At 51.7% G+C, this 16,410-nt stretch carries 10 protein-coding genes and 16 tRNA genes; 23 read left to right on the top strand and 3 right to left on the bottom strand.

Annotated elements, in window-relative coordinates; genetic code table 11:
* Positions 1-53: 53 nt before the first annotated feature.
* Genes UNDKW_RS29250 through UNDKW_RS29240 form a run of 3 tightly spaced genes read left to right on the top strand, consistent with a single transcriptional unit; the run spans position 54 to position 6,312 of the window.
* Positions 54-4,325: an MG2 domain-containing protein gene (locus UNDKW_RS29250; protein ID WP_162061641.1), complete on the top strand. Its 4,272-nt coding sequence runs from the start codon at positions 54-56 to the stop codon at positions 4,323-4,325.
* Positions 4,289-5,062: a sigma-70 family RNA polymerase sigma factor gene (locus tag UNDKW_RS29245; RefSeq protein WP_232063167.1), complete on the top strand. Its 774-nt coding sequence runs from the start codon at positions 4,289-4,291 to the stop codon at positions 5,060-5,062. The genes UNDKW_RS29250 and UNDKW_RS29245 overlap by 37 nt, the downstream gene beginning before the upstream one ends.
* Entirely contained in the window at positions 5,059-6,312 is a 1,254-nt protein-coding gene (locus UNDKW_RS29240; RefSeq protein ID WP_162061640.1) for a hypothetical protein, read from the top strand. The genes UNDKW_RS29245 and UNDKW_RS29240 overlap by 4 nt, the downstream gene beginning before the upstream one ends.
* Before the next feature lie 90 nt (positions 6,313-6,402).
* Here UNDKW_RS29240 and UNDKW_RS29235 read toward each other — a convergent pair whose 3' ends face one another.
* Both UNDKW_RS29235 and UNDKW_RS29230 read right to left on the bottom strand, forming a co-directional pair.
* Positions 6,403-6,978: a carbohydrate-binding module family 20 domain-containing protein gene (locus UNDKW_RS29235; protein WP_162061639.1), complete on the bottom strand. Its 576-nt coding sequence runs from the start codon at positions 6,976-6,978 to the stop codon at positions 6,403-6,405.
* Entirely contained in the window at positions 6,963-8,567 is a 1,605-nt protein-coding gene (locus UNDKW_RS29230) for an alpha-amylase family protein (protein ID WP_232063166.1), read from the bottom strand. Before UNDKW_RS29230 ends, UNDKW_RS29235 begins: the two co-directional genes overlap by 16 nt.
* A 727-nt stretch (positions 8,568-9,294) precedes the next feature.
* Between UNDKW_RS29230 and UNDKW_RS29225 the strand changes: the two genes are divergently transcribed.
* The 19 genes from UNDKW_RS29225 to UNDKW_RS29135 all read left to right on the top strand — a co-directional run bounded on the left by UNDKW_RS29225 (position 9,295) and on the right by UNDKW_RS29135 (position 13,988).
* Positions 9,295-9,558: a hypothetical protein gene (locus UNDKW_RS29225; protein ID WP_162061638.1), complete on the top strand. Its 264-nt coding sequence runs from the start codon at positions 9,295-9,297 to the stop codon at positions 9,556-9,558.
* 268 nt (positions 9,559-9,826) lie between these two features.
* Positions 9,827-9,900: transfer RNA gene (locus UNDKW_RS29220), tRNA-Gly, on the top strand.
* A 52-nt stretch (positions 9,901-9,952) separates the two neighbouring features.
* Positions 9,953-10,027 (top strand) — tRNA-Glu (locus tag UNDKW_RS29215).
* 16 nt (positions 10,028-10,043) lie between these two features.
* Positions 10,044-10,128 (top strand) — tRNA-Tyr (locus UNDKW_RS29210).
* 141 nt (positions 10,129-10,269) lie between these two features.
* Positions 10,270-10,345 (top strand) — tRNA-Ala (locus UNDKW_RS29205).
* Positions 10,346-10,423: 78 nt separating this feature from the next.
* Positions 10,424-10,497: transfer RNA gene (locus UNDKW_RS29200), tRNA-Lys, on the top strand.
* A 50-nt stretch (positions 10,498-10,547) separates the two neighbouring features.
* A tRNA-Asn gene (locus tag UNDKW_RS29195) sits at positions 10,548-10,623 on the top strand.
* Between the two features lie 4 nt (positions 10,624-10,627).
* A tRNA-Ile gene (locus UNDKW_RS29190) sits at positions 10,628-10,702 on the top strand.
* A 10-nt stretch (positions 10,703-10,712) separates the two neighbouring features.
* A tRNA-Ile gene (locus UNDKW_RS29185) sits at positions 10,713-10,789 on the top strand.
* 41 nt (positions 10,790-10,830) lie between these two features.
* Positions 10,831-10,906, top strand: a tRNA-Trp gene (locus tag UNDKW_RS29180).
* Between the two features lie 9 nt (positions 10,907-10,915).
* Positions 10,916-10,991, top strand: a tRNA-Arg gene (locus UNDKW_RS29175).
* A 78-nt stretch (positions 10,992-11,069) separates the two neighbouring features.
* A tRNA-Ser gene (locus UNDKW_RS29170) sits at positions 11,070-11,158 on the top strand.
* A 6-nt stretch (positions 11,159-11,164) separates the two neighbouring features.
* Positions 11,165-11,241 (top strand) — tRNA-Thr (locus tag UNDKW_RS29165).
* A gap of 5 nt (positions 11,242-11,246) precedes the next feature.
* Positions 11,247-11,321: transfer RNA gene (locus UNDKW_RS29160), tRNA-Asp, on the top strand.
* Positions 11,322-11,326: 5 nt separating this feature from the next.
* Positions 11,327-11,414, top strand: a tRNA-Ser gene (locus UNDKW_RS29155).
* A gap of 9 nt (positions 11,415-11,423) precedes the next feature.
* Positions 11,424-11,660: transfer RNA gene (locus UNDKW_RS29150), tRNA-Arg, on the top strand.
* A 74-nt stretch (positions 11,661-11,734) separates the two neighbouring features.
* Positions 11,735-11,810 (top strand) — tRNA-Met (locus UNDKW_RS29145).
* Positions 11,811-11,896: 86 nt separating this feature from the next.
* Positions 11,897-12,925 (top strand): RNA ligase (ATP), encoded by a 1,029-nt coding sequence (locus tag UNDKW_RS29140; RefSeq protein ID WP_162061637.1) that lies wholly within the window; start codon positions 11,897-11,899, stop codon positions 12,923-12,925.
* A 7-nt stretch (positions 12,926-12,932) separates the two neighbouring features.
* Positions 12,933-13,988, top strand: coding sequence for a hypothetical protein (locus UNDKW_RS29135; RefSeq protein ID WP_162061636.1), 1,056 nt, complete (start codon positions 12,933-12,935; stop codon positions 13,986-13,988).
* A gap of 26 nt (positions 13,989-14,014) precedes the next feature.
* Here the strand turns inward: UNDKW_RS29135 and UNDKW_RS30740 are convergent, their stop codons facing one another.
* Positions 14,015-15,364, bottom strand: coding sequence for a hypothetical protein (locus UNDKW_RS30740; RefSeq protein WP_232063165.1), 1,350 nt, complete (start codon positions 15,362-15,364; stop codon positions 14,015-14,017).
* Positions 15,365-15,503: 139 nt separating this feature from the next.
* Between UNDKW_RS30740 and UNDKW_RS29125 the strand changes: the two genes are divergently transcribed.
* Entirely contained in the window at positions 15,504-16,322 is an 819-nt protein-coding gene (locus UNDKW_RS29125) for a nucleotidyltransferase domain-containing protein (protein ID WP_197893051.1), read from the top strand.
* Positions 16,323-16,410: the final 88 nt, after the last annotated feature.

Genomic DNA, 16,410 nt, shown 5'->3' with positions numbered 1-16,410 from the left:
TTCATGGGGGTTTCCCAGGCCCCCGTTCTCACTAAAAATACAGGAAATTGTCAATGATGAAAAAATCTGGTCACTACTTTAAAGCACCTATTTTGTGCCCCTTGCTGTTACTGATGCTGGGCGGTTGTCAGTTTGGTGATGTCGCAGAGACCGTGGCTGCCACCGGTGATGTGATGATAAGCCCGCAGTCTGACACAACAGCTTCCCGACAAACTGGCAACAAGAAGAACAAAACGATTGCAGCCCAGGATGGGCAAAAACCAGTACTGGGCCCGGTTGCGGCTGAACCAGCCCCGGCGGCATCGACCAGGATCAAACAAGTGCGCGCTGAGGAATTGCCGGCCCTGATCAATAGTTATTTCGACACGCACGAGAGCCGCAATCTGTATATACAGGTAGATAAGCCGCTTTACAAACCCGGTGAAACCATCTGGTTCAAGAGCTGGGACTTGAAAGCCCGCAATTTGACTGGCAGCGAAATGCAAGCGGCAACGGTGGAACTGATCTCGCCCAAAGGCGCCAGCGTGATCAAGAAACGCTTGCGTGTCGAGGCGGGTAGTGCTGCCAATGATTTTGAATTGCCACCTGAGGCGCAAGGTGGTGAATACAAAATACGTATCACAAGCAGTGACGGAAAAACCTTGGAACGCGCCATCATCGTCTCTGCATTTGAAGCTCCACGCATGAAGAAAACCCTGGAATTCGTCAAGAAATCCTATGGTGCGGGTGAACAGGTCAGTGCCACGATCGCCGTCAAACGCCCTACTGGCGAGATAATGTCGGGCAAGCGCCTGGTCGCAGTTGCGACTGTCGATGGCGTGGAATTACCCCGCGTGAATGTCACGACAGATGCCACGGGTGAGGCACTGGTGAAATTTGATTTACCGAAGAACATCAACACTGGCGATGGCTTGTTGACGATACTGGTAGAAGATGGCGGCGTCACTGAATCGATTTCAAAATCCATACCCATCCTGCAAAACAAGCTGGCACTGTCTTTCTTCCCTGAAGGTGGCAAGATGGTGGCAGGTTTGCCTGCGCGTCTCTATTTTGAAGCCAAAACCAGGCTGGGGAAACCGGCAGATGCCGAGGGCAAGTTGGTGGATGATCTGGGTAATACTATTGCCAGATTCAATACCTATAAAAATGGCCTGGGCCGTGTCGCGTTTACGCCAGCTACGGGTCGCCGTTATCATGCAGAAATCAGCAAACCCAGCAGCGTGACTGAGCATTATGCTTTGCCATTGGCAGAAGAAACGGGCTGTGTCATGCGCAGCTATGATGATCTGGATGGACAGGAAAAAGCCTTGCGTATAGCCGTGCAATGCAGCGCCACGCAAAAGGTCGTGGTCGCGGCCACCGTGCGCGACAAATTATTTGATGCAGGCAGCATGGAAGCCGGCCCGGGTAAACCGGCTGTCATGTATTTACAAGCCAAAGACCAGGCCACGACAGCTACTGCAGGCATCGCCCGCGTTACCCTGTTTAACCAGAATCTGGACCCGCTGGCAGAACGCCTGGTGTTCCGCAATCGCCGTAACCGGCTTGAGATCAAGGTAGAGCAAGACAAAAAGGCCTATGTACCGCGCGGCGAAGTCGCCCTGAACATCACAACCAAAGATGCCAGCGGCAAAGCCGTGCCAGCAGAACTGGCCCTGTCGGTTGTCGATGACACGGTGTTGTCGTTTGCCGATGACAAAAGCGCCAATATGCTGTCGCGTCTTTTGCTGGAAAGTGAATTACCCGGCAAGATAGAAGAGCCTAATTTTTATACCGACCTGGGTGAAGACAAAAGTGCCCTGGCACTGGATATGCTGATGGGTACGCGCGGCTATCGCCGCTTTGACTGGGTACAGGTGCTGACCCCCTTGGAAAGGGTGACAGTCACTGGCAGCAATATCCGGCGGCGGGAGATGAATGCGGCAGCACCCATGCCTGTGCCTGCTCCAGTAGCAGCACCAGAATTGAAAAAACTGGCTGCCGCCATAGCACCCGCAGCACCTATGGTAGCTATGGCACCGCAAAAACCTGCCTTGGCAAAAATGAAAGAAGAATTTGCTGCGGGCCGCATTGTGGCCGCGGCTCCAGTACAGATGGAAGCCAGATATTTTCCGGCAGAACCCATGGCTGACAAGGACTTCGCTCGTGCCGATGCAAAAATGGCAGCGCCTATGGCAGAGCTGGCGCCAAGTTGGGCAGCGGTGCGGGTGTTTCCGGTTCCAGCCTATACGCCTGATTATGCCGGTCCGCGTGATGATTACCGCGATACCGTGATGTGGGCTCCTTCAGTAAAAACCGACAAGCAGGGCAAGGCCACCTTGAAGCTGGCCTTGTCGGATGCCGTCACGTCTTTCCGCGTCACCGCAGAAGGTGTCGGTGGCGGGCAGGCAGGGCATAGTGAAAATATCCTTAAATCTTCCTTACCATTTTCTTTGTCGGCCAAACTGCCACTCGAAATTTCTGCCGGTGACAAACCGCTGATTCCCGTCACCCTGAGCAATGAAGGCGAGCAGGCTGTCAATGTCACGCTCAACAGCAATTTTGGCAAACTCCTGAAAGCCAGTGACAGTAATAACAAAGTGGGTGCTATCGCTGCTGGCCAGCGCAAGAGCATGTTCATCCCGCTTGAGATCACAGGCACACAGGGTTTGTCTCAGGTGCAGTTGTCAGCGACTGCATCGGGTTTGAAAGATGAAGTCTTGCGCAGCATACCAGTGGTCGCCCCTGGCTTTCCGCAATTGCTGGAGAAGTCAGGACAAATCAAGGGACAGGTCACGCATGACATCGATCTCAGCAAGGCCAATAAGGGCAGCGTGCAGACATTCATCAAGGTATATACCTCGCCACTCGCTACCATGGTATCTGGCCTGGAAGGCATGTTGCGTGAACCGTCTGGCTGTTTTGAACAAACCTCATCGACCAATTACCCTAACGTCATGATCATGCAATACCTGAAGCAGCATGATGTGGCCGACAGCGCCTTGCTGGAACGTACCGGAAAATTACTCGATAGCGGCTACAAGAAACTGGCTGGCTTTGAATCACCGAAAAAAGGCTATGAATGGTTTGGTGGTGACCCCGGCCATGAAGCGCTGACTGCCTATGGCTTGCTGGAATTTGCCGATATGAAAAATATCTATGGTTCCGTCGATACCGCCATGCTGGCGCGTACTGCAAACTGGCTCAAAGCCAGACGTGATGGCAATGGCGGTTACCAGCGCGATGCCAAGGCGCTCGACAGCTTTGGCCGTGCTGCACCAGAAGTGACTGATGCCTATATCACCTGGGCCCTGGTCAGCGCTGGCGAAACCGGGCTGGATAAAGAAATAGGCAAATCCGTCAAACTGGCGGAAACCACGCAAGATGCGTATCAACTGGCACTGGCCAGCGGTACCATGCTGGCACCATCTGCAAAAACGGCGGTATCAGACAAGGCACGGCGCGCAGCAGTGGATAAATTGGTGGGCATGCAAAATGCCAATGGTTCCTGGACGAATGCAGATCATTCCATCACCCGCAGCGGCGGCAGCAATCTGCATATAGAAACCACCTCACTGGCGATACTGGCCATGCTCAAATCAGATGGCCACCTGGAACAGGCACGCAAAGGTATCACCTGGTTGCAGGCAAACCGCAGCGGCTTTGGTCAATGGGGTGCAACCCAGGCCACTGTGCTGGCTTTGAAGGCAATGATCGCTTTTGATGAGGCGACCAGGGTTGCACCCACGGCTGGCAAAGTCAGCCTGCTGGTTGATGGTGTCGTGGTCAGCGAGAAGAGCTATGAAGCTGGCAGGCGTGAACCTTTGTTGTTTAATGATTCTGAAAACTTGCTGACACCTGGCAAGCACAATATCACGCTCAAAACCAGCAGCGGATCTGCCTTGCCGTATTCGATGGCGATTGAATACCGCAGCAATGAACCTGCATCTTCCAGTACCGCCGTCATCAACCTGAACACCAGCCTTGCTAAAGCTGATCTGAAAATGGGTGAGACCGTCAGGTTGAATGCGGTTATCAGCAACAAGACACAAACCGGCCAGCCCATGAGCCTGGTACGTCTGGGCTTGCCTGGTGGGCTGACTTTCCAGAACTGGCAGTTGAAAGAAATGCGTGAGAAAGGACAGATAGATTTTTATGAAACCCGTGCCCGTGAAGTGATACTGTATTTCCGTGACATGAAACCGGGTGAAGTGAAAAAACTGGCGGTAGATCTGGTGGCAACAGTGCCAGGCAGCTATACCGGGCCCGCTTCTTCTGCCTATCTGTACTATAACGATACGGACAAGACGTGGACAACTCCGCTGGCAATACGCATCGCGCCTTAGCATCAGCTAAAGCAATATCAGGGCGTTTTTTTGGCAAGTTGCTTATTGTCAGAAAAACGCCGGAAGTGGCTTGGATGCATGACAGTTTTACCCTGACAGTACATGGAAATTATGCTGGTGAGACGGGATTTTCCGTTAAACTAGCGGCCATGATGACCGAACCACAAACAGACGAGGCACTGATGCTGCTCTATTGCGATGGCGACCTGCTCGCCTTCAAAGAGTTGTATCAGCGTCATCGCCTGGGTTTGTACCGTTTTATCGACTGGCGTTCGCCACGTCAGGAATGGGTAGATGAAATCGTGCAGGACAGCTGGGCTGCACTGCATGCGGCGCGGTCGCAATACACAGCGCTTGCGAGTTTCAAAACCTATTTGTACCAGATCGCCCGCAACCGTTTGATCGACATACTGCGCCAGCGCGAAAGCCTGCTTGACGCCGACCCTGACCAGTATGAACACACGCTGGAAAGCACACAGGAATCGACGCCGCTGACCAGGTCACCAGAAACCCGGCTGGAAAAAAAACAGCAGACCGAGCGTCTGCATGAAGCCATCAGGAGCCTGCCCAGCGAACAGAAAGAAGCGCTGGTCTTGCAGCAATTCAATGGCCTGAGTCTGGAAGAAATTGCCACCATTACCGCCGTATCCACGGAGACCGTCAAAAGCAGATTACGTTATGCCATGCAAAAATTGCGTGCCGAATTGCATACCCAGACGCAAAGGGAGCCAGCATGACATCCAGGAATGACGATATGCGCGAAGCTGAATTTGAGGATTTCCTGCAAGGCAAGGGCGAACTCGCCAGCCTGCTGCAAGATTTGCCGCAAGCACAACCGTCGGCAGAGCTGGATGCGGCGATCATCGCTGAGGCAGAACTTGCCCTTGCGGTCCCGTTAGCAACAAGGACAGCACCAGCCATTGTGCCACCCGCAGCCAATGATGCCACAGGCCCTGAAGGCAACGGGAAACCGCCATCATTTTTATGGCGCTGGAAGCTGCCACTGAGCCTGGCTGCCAGCATACTGTTTGCCATACCCGTGGTCATGCAGCAGCATCAGGAATCCTATCCAACAGAACCTGTGACTGCGTCTGCATCGAATGCACGGGCGCTACCTACGGCACCTGCCGCACCTGCGACACAAGAAAACGACAAGTCAGCATTGCCACAACTGGCACAAGCAGACTTGACGAAAAGGGCAAAGGTCGCCGCAGAAGTTGCCGCACCAGCGGCACCGGTAGCAAGCACGAGCAATGCAGCGTCACCTGTCATGGAAGCCAGCAAAGCCAATGAAAGCCAGGTGGCCGATGACGCCAGACGCGCCAGTGCCGCAAAACCGCGCAGTGAATTCAAGCCAGCTGAGCAGCAAGCCGAATCGCCGCCTGCTCCAATATCTGCTTCAAAATCCGCTCCGGCTCCAGCCCCCATGGTGGCCGCAGCACCAGAGCCTGCGAGGGTGACAGTCACAGGGTCGGCAATACGCAGGCAAGACATGTCTGCTGCGGCACCCGCGCAAGTGGTCAGCGCTGAAGACAAAGTGGCAGCAGACAGCCAATATGCCGGTAATGCAAAAATGCGTTCTCCAGCGGCGAATGCCAGTGCCGCCAAAGCAGAGGCTACAGGCATGCTGGCGAAAACCAGTGAAACAGAATCCCGGTCATCAGCAGCCATGGCAGAAAAGCCAGTAATGACAGCATCGGCAGATAAAAAAGCTGATATGCCTGCGGCTGTACCATTCCCTGCCGCACCGTCAGCGCCACGCTTAGTCATGGCGCCACCACCTGTGGCGGCTGCACCGCCGCTGTCAGCCGCACTGGCACCAGAGGCACATCCAGGTGCCTATGAGTGGCAGGAGAAAATTGAACAGCTCTTGAAGAACCACCGTAACAAGGAAGCACTGGAAGAGTGGCGTAAATTCCGTGCCAGCTATCCGGGGTTCACTGTTGATCAATCCCTGCAAAAGCAGATAGACGCGCTGCAAAAATAAAAGGATCAATGACAAGCATTTGTCATTGATCCCCATACTCACCTTGGTCTAGGTTCTTTTCTACCGGACAAAATTGCTACCTGATATAACTTACTGGCGAAAAGTGCTGGCCGGTACAGTCACTGGCGCGCTGCCGCAGGCAGGTACATTAATGACACGGTTTGCGCCCACTTCCCATGCCAGAGGTTTGACGCCCTGGGTCAGGTATTTGTATTCATAAGTCGTATTGGCATTCAGGTTGCGCGACACTGTCCACAAGGGCCAGAGATTGCCTGACAATTTGGTGGCGCTTGCGGTATTCCAGTTACCCAGTTCTGCCCCGCTGCCGGTGAGGTATACGTCCTGCCCGACCACGGTAGTGTTATTGGTCACCTGGAAATTTACCTGTACCTGACAAGCACCCGCCGGCGTTTTTGCACTGGCCGTAATGCTATTGGCTGACACATTATTAGCATTATCGACCGCTGCAACGGTGTAGCTATACGTGGTGGCTGGCGACAAACCGCCATCAACAAAGCTGGTGCTGGCACTGAACACAGGGCTGCCGCCATTGCGTGCAATGTTATAGCCCTTCACGCCGCTGCCACCAGCATTGTCGGTAGCAGCATTCCAGCTCAGACTGATGCTGCTACTGTTGGCGGCAGTTGCCGTCAGGCCAGTTGGCACCGAGGGGCGGTCGTGTCATTCGATGCGCCACCGAGTTTCTGGTTGATGTGCAAAGCCACTGCCGGTACCGTGTTGCCTCCATTTGCGGGTATGCTGAGCGTGACCGTGCCATTTGCCGCCACCACCACCGCATCCGCCGTACAAGCGGTTTTGCCAGCGTTGGCGACACCATGCACGACATTGCAGTAAGTACCGGCAGGTAGCAAGGTCTGGAAGCTCTGGTTCCATGCACTGAACTCATTATTGATAGCGACAAAGCCTTTGCCGCCACGGTTAAAGGCAATCTGGTTGGCGCTACCGCTGGTAAAGTTATCGACACCCTGGCCCGATGTCACCGCACGAAAAGCCACCATATTGGCGATGTCAGCCCAGCGATGGATGAAATCCCATTGCTGGTTGATCAGTGGATTGCCATTCGCATCAAAGGGACTGGCGGCTGGCGCGTCGGCATTGGTGTCCGTGAAGATAAAACCGGAATGCACTTGCGCCTCACCATAAGGCCAGGCCAGCATGAAGATATTCGCCAGGTCATAGCGTTTGCTGCCCTGCGTATCATTGGTCGCACCACTGCGGTTACTGGCATTCATGGAATCACCATTGCGCTCAGTGTCCCAGTTATTGATAAACACGGTGGCCTTGCTGCTGTCTGTGAAAAAGCCCCAGGTACCACCCCAGTTACCAGGCGTGCCCATGATGCTGCGCATTTGCGAAATGCTGGCACCATTGAGGTTGCGGAAGGTTTCTTTCATCGCCGTTGCATACTTGAATTCATTGATGGTGCCTATGCTCAGGTAAGAATTGCGATCTACCGTGCCATCGGTAATGATTTCTTGCGTGATCCATAAAGGCTCGCCAGCAGTGGTCGTATGCGTCACACCATTCACGATGGTTTGCAAATCGCTCTGACGTATATGCTTGGCTGCATCAAAGCGAAAGCCATCTATACCCATGCCTATCAGGCTGCTCAGATAATTCCTGATCTGCCCTTGCACATAGCTGGCCCCCGTGTCCAGATCAGGCAGGCCGACCAGACGGCACTGGGTGACGGCATTGCGGTTATTACTGTAATCACTGCCCTGGATATCGCAGGCAGGATGAAAATCAGCAGCGCTGAAACGAGGGTAGCTGCTGGCAGCTACCCAGTTTGCACCAGCAGTAGAAGTGCCACTGCCTGCTGCCAGGTGATTGACGACGATATCCGCATACACACGCACGCCTGCAGCGTGACAGGTATTGATCATGGCCTGCAGCTCGGCCCCCGTGCCCATCTTGCTGGTCAGATTGGTGTAATCAACAGGCTGGTAAATATCCCACCAGTTACTGCCACGATTGGCTGAACTGGGTGGTGATATCTGCACACCACCATAGCCTTGCGGGCCGAGGAAACTGCTGCATTCTTTGGCGATATCAGTCCACTTCCAGTGAAACATCTGCACCGAAGTGTCACGCGGATTAAAGGCATGAGCAGGCGCACTCGCCGCCGCCACAGTCATGCCGGCCACACTATAAAGAAATGCTTTTCGTAATGCGCGCCTGATACTGCCTTTGATACCGCCTCTGCTACTTTCTTTGCTTATATTTTGATTCATATTGTCCCCTCACTATTTGCCTTGGCAAACTCAAACCCTGAGGATTTGAATTGCCCCCAATTTCATGCAGCCTGATTTATGCCCTGCCTCAACAGCCCCAAACTCACCGCCCGTCTTGCTCGACGGCACCATTGATGCAAGCCAAGGTGAAAAATCCACCTCAGCTGCAAGGCTTACCTACCTCTGCGGCAATTGATTTGCTACATGAGATTTTGATAAGCTTAAAAATTGTGCAGTAGTTTTAATACAAAAACTATCAATATATAAATATATTCATGCTGTTATGCAGCAAGGATTTAGTATGCAAGTCGGAAATTCATCCTAGAATGCTTTGAAAGCAAGTGTATTTCCGGTTGTTGGCGCACAACAATGCATATTAAGTAATTTGACTACATTATTTTTGTAGTTGAATGCTTTATGCAAATATAGGTGTCTGACAGCCCGCATCTATAGATGAGGTCGAAAAAATTCGCTCAAAACTTTTTTGCGTAAATCAGGCGCGATGGCCAGGGCGATCAATGGGATGCGATTTGGGCCAGCTTTTCATAGTGCGGCGAGGGCCAGCAAGCGCTTTTGCACATAGGGAGTAACAAACCTCACGTTTGCATCAGTCGCAAAAAAACATCATTAAATTGAATAAATTCTTCATGCCATGCTTGTTTTTATAAAAAAGCTGTGGCAAGATACGTACATCAACCAAGCAACACCATACTATTTAGGAATGATCGTGAAAACAACTTTGACACAACAACTGATACAAAACTTGCGCAAGACAGCGCGGGCTTTGGCGTCGGTTGCCAAAGTTGGCGGTGCAGCAGGCGGCACATGGAATACCTATGAAGCCTCGTATCGTACGAGTACAGATACACGCACAACTAAAGATACCGATAGTGAGATGTTCAATGATGTCAGCCCAATTAATTTTGCGGCCACATGGTTTAGCAACACAAGCATTCGAGGGGAAACCCTGAAGGTCACAGGCGGCAGTTAAAGCCACCCAAGACCCTAGCGCTGAAAAGCCCGGATGCCCTGAAAAGCTCCGGGCTTTTTGATTTTTTGGTTTGCATGTTTTATTACAAGGCAAACCACAGTAGTTAAACCCGCCACCGCGGTCGTGACCGGACAACACCGGATCATGGAAGCTCTTTAACAATTTGGGAAGTTCAAACAGTTTTATCCCAAGGGCAAATTTATTTGCTTTTGGGGTAAGGCTGAATACAAAAACTCGTTTCATCATTGAAGATGAAACACGTTTATATGCGGGTGTAGCTCAAAGGTAGAGCTGAAGCCTTCCAAGCTTAAGATAAGGGTTCAATTCCCTTCTCCCGCTCCATCATGAAAGTGACTTTATAAGTACTTGCTATTGCCGAGGTTTTTTTCATGATGTCTTTGTCGTCTAATGGTGAGGACAACTGATTTTCATTCAGTAAATGGCGGTTCGATTCCGCTCAGAGACTCCAGTATCAACAGTTTTAAGGATGGTTGCCCGAACGGTAAGGGGTGCGGCTGTAACCCGCAAGCACGCTAGACGTAGGTGGTTCAATTCCATCACCATCCACCATTTTGTGTCTCAAGCTAACCAGGTGAAAGCGCCGTTTTGAAGAATCGGAGAGCGTGGATCGTTACCACGGGGACGCACCATTTTATTCGCAGTAAATAACATGGCATTTTCAATGTCACGTGCAATTGCCTTACAGATTATGGGGGTGTAGCTCAGTTGGGAGAGCGCCTGCTTTGCATGCAGTATGTCGTCGGTTCAATTCCGTCCACCTCCACCATTTTTTTCATTTCAATAACAGGAGTAATTCATGAAGCGAAAGACCATGCATCGTCAGATGCCACACTTAATCATCTCACGGGATGTAGCTCAAAGGTAGAGCATCCGGCTTTTAACCGGACGGCGAGAGTTCGATTCTCTCTATCCCGACCAACAAGAATATCGATTAAAGCGTAGTCGTTTTAACCGATGTTTTTAAGAATTCCCCGATAGCTCAGCTGGCAGAGCGATGCACTGTTAATGCATTTGTCCCTGGTTCGAATCCAGGTCGAGGAGCCATAAGGTCCCTTTAGCTCAGTGGGAGAGCAACCGGCTCATAACCGGTGGGTCGCTGGTTCAACACCAGCAAGGGGCACCATTTTATCTTTACTTGCATAGCTCAATTGGTCAGAGCGTTGCCTTGATAAGGCAGAGGCTGATGGTTCAATTCCATCTGCAAGTACCAGTTTTTGTATGCATTTCATCAGCATGAAATGCACAGCCATTATCTCAGTAGCTCAATTGGCAGAGTCGCGGTCTCCAAAACCGAAGGTTGCAGGTTCAAGTCCTGCCTGGGATGCCAAACATTTTTCTCGCCTTAGCTCAGTTGGAAGAGCGCAACAATACGAATGTTGAGGCCGCAGGTTCGACCCCTGCAGGCGGGTCCAGTTTTACCGTGTGATCATGTGATCCTCACTACCTCACCAGTGGGATGTGTGCACACACATGCGCGGTATTTTTTAGAAGGAAGATTCGCATAATGGTATTGCACCGGATTGCTAATCCGGAGGGTTTTCACGAGCCTGTGTGCGTTCGAGTCGCACATCTTCCGCCAGTTTTCGCCGGTTTAGCTCAGTCTGGTAGAGCAACTGATTTGTAATCAGTGGGTCGCGGGTTCAAATCCTGCAGCCGGCACCAGTTTTGCCCTATTAACTCAATGGTAGAGTGTTCGCCTGTCTAGCGAATTGCCAGCGGTTCGATTCCGCTATAGGGCGCCATCTATGGAAGCGTGGCAGAGTGGTCTATTGCAACTGTCTTGAAAACAGTAGGCCCGATGGGGCCCGTGAGTTCGAATCTCACCGCTTCCTCCATTTCAATTCGTGTCAGTAGCTCAAAGGATAGAGCCCCGGTCTTCTACACCGACTGTTGCAGGTTGTAGTGGACTGCAACAGTGAAAAGCGAAGTGCCTGCCATGCGCGCGCCGACCATGGCGGCGTTGCAAATACTCGCGATAGCCCCGCTATCGCTGTGTTTTGCGCCTAGCCCTGGTTCGCCGGGCACATGTCCTTCACTTTCGCTTTCACTATTACAGTCCACTGATCCCGCCTGACGCACCATCTTTGATCGCCACACACAGACCCGTTTCGGCTTTGCCGATTCGTGGCGGTCATTCCTCCATCCCTTGACCATACGAGATTTAGCTCAGTTGGCAGAGCATTCGCTTCATATGCGAGCGGTCGCTGGTTCAAATCCAGCAATCTCGACCACTATTTCCTGTTTTCATCCCCCACTTAATTCCATTCGCTTACAATTGCCGTCAATCAAAAATACATAAAAATAAAAAGGAATCTCTATGAGAAAATTAGTCACTATCAGAACCGTCAGCAGCATCAGGCCTATCCCTGATGCAGATGCCATAGAATGCGCGAGCGTGGATGGCTGGTCTGTGGTCGTCAAGAAAAATGAATTCCAGGTTGGTGATGCCTGTGTCTATTTTGAGATCGATTCCTTCCTGCCCTTGAGCGATACACGTTTTACTTTTCTTGAAAAAAACAAAATCATCTGGAATGAAAAAAACGGAATAAGGCTGCGCACCATTAAACTGCGTGGCCAAATTTCACAGGGCATGATACTACCGCTGAAAAATTTCCCGGAACTGGCTGAGCACAGCAATGCCAAAGATATGGATTTCAGTGAAATGCTGGGTATAGAAAAATGGGAGCCAGTCATTCCAGCCTCACTGTCTGGTGAAGTGGAAGGCGCTTTTCCTGAATACATACGCAAGACCGATCAAGAGCGTATACAAAACCTGACTGAAATCTTGAGCACTCAGGCGCAGGAAGAATTTGAAGTCACCATCAAGCTCGATGGTTCCAGTATGACGGTCTTTCACAATGCTGGCGTCTCTGGTGTGTGCGGCAGGAACTGGTGGATCAGGGAATCTGAAGCCAATAGTCTGTGGCGCGTGGCAAAGCAAAATCAGATACTGACTGCGCTGCTTGCTTATGGCCGCAACCTTGCACTGCAAGGTGAGATCATCGGTGAAGGTGTACAAGGCAACCCTGAGAAATTGCGCGGCCAGGATTTTTATCTGTTCGATATTTTTGATATTGATGCCAGTAGATATCTGGGCAGGGCTGAGCGTCAGGATGTATTGGCAGCACTGCGTGCCCTGGGTGCTACTGTACATGAAGTGCCCTGGCTGGAAAACATGACACTGGAACGCTTTGCTGGCGATGTGAATAAAGTGCTGGATTATGCTGAGGGTGGTTCGCTTAACACGGCGACATCCAGGGAAGGTGTAGTCTTCAAGCGTCTGGATGGCAGCATGTCGTTCAAGGCGATTTCAAACACATATTTGCTGAAACACGGAGACAGGTAGGAAGATCATGGGTGGTAATGCATTAAAAGCTGAGTCAGTTCGTTTGCCTGCTGCACGCTATCGCGAAGTGGAACATGAAGCTGTCGCTATATTGCAGCGGAATTTTCCACAACGCCGTATCGAGGCAATCATCGCTTATGCTGACAAGGCAGACTTTGGTGATCTCGATATTTTGATCGAAGCTGGTGGTGACTACGATGCAGCGCAATTTGCTACAGCATTGCAGGCGACCGAAATCGTCTTGAATGGTGACATCACCAGCATAGGCCTGGCGGTAGCAGAAGGCGTGTTCCAGCTTGATCTGATCAGAACAGAATCTGACTCATTTGATTTTGCTTCACGCTATTTTGGCTACAATGATTTTGGTAATCTGATAGGCCGCATAGCGCATAAATTTGGTACCAAGTTTGGTCATCTGGGCTTGCTGTATCCATTACGGGCACCAGACGACAAAGATCATTTGCTTGCAGAATTATGCATCACCAGGGATTTTAGTGAGGCACTGAAGCTGTTGGGCTATGATGCCCCTCTGTATGAGAGCATGCGCGCGAGTGGGCAATTCAAAAACCTGCAAGATATCTTTCGCTATGTTGTGTCTTCGCCGTATGTGAATCGCGAGATTTATCTGCTGGATAACCGTAATCATAAGGCAAGGATACGCGACGCAAAGCGCGCGACTTATAACTCCTTTTTGTTGTGGCTGGATGAGCAGGATGAAATCACACTGCCAGCCTACCTTTGGGCAGAAGCAGGCACGGCCGCACGTGATGAGCAAAAGCAGAAATTTCTGGAAACGACTTTTTTGCGCTTTCCAGATTTCAAGCGGGCTTATGATCAGGCGCTGGAAAAATACGCTCGCAAGAAACGATTGAAACAACAATTCAATGGTGAACTTGCGGCTGACATCACCGGTCTGTCTGGCAAACGGCTAGGCGAGTTAATGGCGCAAGTGCGTCATTCATTTATAGATGAAACCAGCTTTGAAAACTTCTTTCTTGAAGCTGATTCTGATACTGTCAAAGCCAGGTTTTTAAAGGAAGCGGCTGCACTCAGGCCGTCATGAACTTCCCAATAAGGCTGCCTGCGCAATCAGGGGGTAACCAGGCCGTCCATGCGGATTACTTCAAAACTGCTGCCTTTGACACTGCCTAGTTCTGACAACAGTTTATTGTTATTCCAGCGTGCATCTGGTGCGCCGCTGATGTACCAGTTGGAACCATTGTCTGCCACCAGCATGCCATAGGTTTTCATGGCTTGCAGGATGGCTTTGCTCTCATTTGAAAAATTCGCAGGTATCTGGTAACTCGCTTTCAGGCGCACGCGCATGCCCATGGGTGGCAGGGTATTGCTGGTGTTCGATGAAGCGTAATGCGTCGCTGGTGGCACATAGGCGCGGCGGGTGCGGCTGACAGTAAAGCGGAAGGCATGCCGTATAACGCCGCTGGCAGCTTCGTCATAACGTACCAGGCCGGGGAAGATGGGCAGACCTGCTGCGTCGGCACTGGTCCAGCCTGGTTTGCCACCGGGTCTGACTATATTGGATGTCAGGTCGAATATCGCACCCCCACTGACTTTCCAGCTACCGCCTGTTTGTGGGTAGGCATTGCCGACTTCATACAGACGATTGGCATCACGGTCTATGACGAGGACGTGGCGGTCGCCATCAAAGCTGCTGCCGTTGGCTTTTTGCCCTTCTATCGGTGCGTTGGCTGGTATGGGATAAGGGCCGGGGTCGCTCTCATTGCCATAGTCGGTAAATTGCACACTGACCTTGGGCTGGCTGCCAGCGACAACGACATAGGGTATGCCTATCGGTGAGCCGTCATACAGGCCAGCACCAAAATCAGGGTGCAAGCCTGTACCAAGGCCTATACTGGCAATCAGTGCGTCGGATGCAGGATCGACTGGCGCAGTCGAGATATCCGTATTCCACGCATTATTGGCAGGGAAAGGCAGGCTGCCATTCAGATTGGCACCGGCACCGAGGTCAGCCTTGCGCAAATCGCCATACACTGCATTGCCTGCCGTGTTACCTGTACCTGCGCTGTTCACAGTCACTGTGACCGTAGCGCTGGTATTGCAGGCTGTGCTGCAGGCAGAATTACTGGCTGTCAGCGTATAAGTCGTGGTCGTAGCCGGATTGATTGCGAGGCTGTTGCCAGTAAGCGTAGTACCATTCAGCGTCAGGCTGGTCGCACCAGTGACTGTCCAGCTCAGTTGCGTACTTGACCCGGTATTGATGCTGGCAGGATTGGCGCTGAAGCTATTGATCACTGGCGCAGTGGCAGTCGTGGTTCCTGTTGTGCCTGTAGTGCCACCAGTACCCGTTGTGCCTGTGCCAGTCGTGCCCGTATTGGCAGGCGCAGAACCGCCTCCGCAAGCGGCGAGAGTCAATATCAGTGCGAGAGCAGACAGTTTTGCTGAGTAATTTGGTAGCATGATTTTATTCTTGGCATACGGCACGGGAAAATCAGGCTAGTCTTGAAATCCTGTGCCGACAATACGAATTGCATTTCCTTACAAATTGCCAGACTGAAAACATGTATCATTTTTTGCAAAACCATTATCAAAGATCACCATGAACACGACGACCCAGCCAATGGAAGAACAAGAACATCCCATAGACCCGGCGATACGCGCAGAGATCAATGCTACCCTGCAGCGCATAGAGCAGATGCATGATGTCAAAGTCTTGTTTGCCTGCGAATCAGGCAGCCGTGGCTGGGGCTTTGCCTCACCTGACAGTGATTATGATGTGCGCTTTATCTATGCCAACAAGCTCGATTGGTACCTGACGGTCTTCCCTGGGCGCGATGTTATCGAATTGCCTGTCAATGAAGTCTATGATGTCAGCGGCTGGGATGTGCGCAAGGCCCTGGGCTTGCTGCGCAATGGCAATGCGACCTTGATAGAGTGGTTGTCTTCACCGGTAGTGTATGCCGCTGATCCGGGTTTTCTGCAAGCCTTGCAGGCGGCAGCAAGAGAAGTGCACAGGCCGGAAAGGGCTTACTACCATTACCTGCACATGGCCAGCAAAAACTATCGCGAGCACTTGCAAGGCGAAATGGTCAAGCTGAAAAAATACCTGTATGTATTGCGCCCTTTGCTGGCTTGTTTGTGGATAGAACGGGACCTGGGACCCGTGCCCATGCGTTTTCAGGACATGGTGGATGCGACTGTTGAAGACCAGGAATTGCTGGCAGCCATCGCCGAATTGCTTGTCATCAAACGGCGCGCCAAGGAATCAGAATTATCAGTCCCCATGCCTGTCATTAACGGTTTTATTGAAAGCCAGCTGGAAAGGTTGGACAGTGTCAGGACCAGCAGTACTGGCGATATGGATTTCTCGGTGCTTGACCGTCTGTTGCTGGATACCGTGATGAAGAAGACTGCGTAAATTGGTAGGGTGCGCCGTGCGCACCGTTGTCCTTGCCGACGAAAAAAAATGGTGCGCACGGCGCACCCTACCAGACGCAGACCGGCAT

This window comes from Undibacterium sp. KW1 (assembly GCF_009937955.1).
Classification (GTDB): domain Bacteria; phylum Pseudomonadota; class Gammaproteobacteria; order Burkholderiales; family Burkholderiaceae_D; genus Undibacterium.
The sequence above is the reverse complement of the archived record's forward strand: the minus strand, read 5'-3'. Positions and strand labels throughout refer to the sequence as shown.

What these genes read in the sequence shown, in the direction of transcription:
- UNDKW_RS29250 (WP_162061641.1), top strand. Translation starts at nt 54, where the DNA reads ATGATGAAAAAATCTGGTCACTACTTTAAAGCACCTATTTTGTGCCCC.
- UNDKW_RS29240 (WP_162061640.1), top strand. Translation starts at nt 5,059, where the DNA reads ATGACATCCAGGAATGACGATATGCGCGAAGCTGAATTTGAGGATTTC.
- UNDKW_RS29230 (WP_232063166.1), bottom strand. Translation starts at nt 8,567, where the DNA reads ATGAATCAAAATATAAGCAAAGAAAGTAGCAGAGGCGGTATCAAAGGC.
- UNDKW_RS29140 (WP_162061637.1), top strand. Translation starts at nt 11,897, where the DNA reads ATGAGAAAATTAGTCACTATCAGAACCGTCAGCAGCATCAGGCCTATC.
- UNDKW_RS29135 (WP_162061636.1), top strand. Translation starts at nt 12,933, where the DNA reads ATGGGTGGTAATGCATTAAAAGCTGAGTCAGTTCGTTTGCCTGCTGCA.
- UNDKW_RS30740 (WP_232063165.1), bottom strand. Translation starts at nt 15,364, where the DNA reads ATGCTACCAAATTACTCAGCAAAACTGTCTGCTCTCGCACTGATATTG.
- UNDKW_RS29125 (WP_197893051.1), top strand. Translation starts at nt 15,504, where the DNA reads ATGAACACGACGACCCAGCCAATGGAAGAACAAGAACATCCCATAGAC.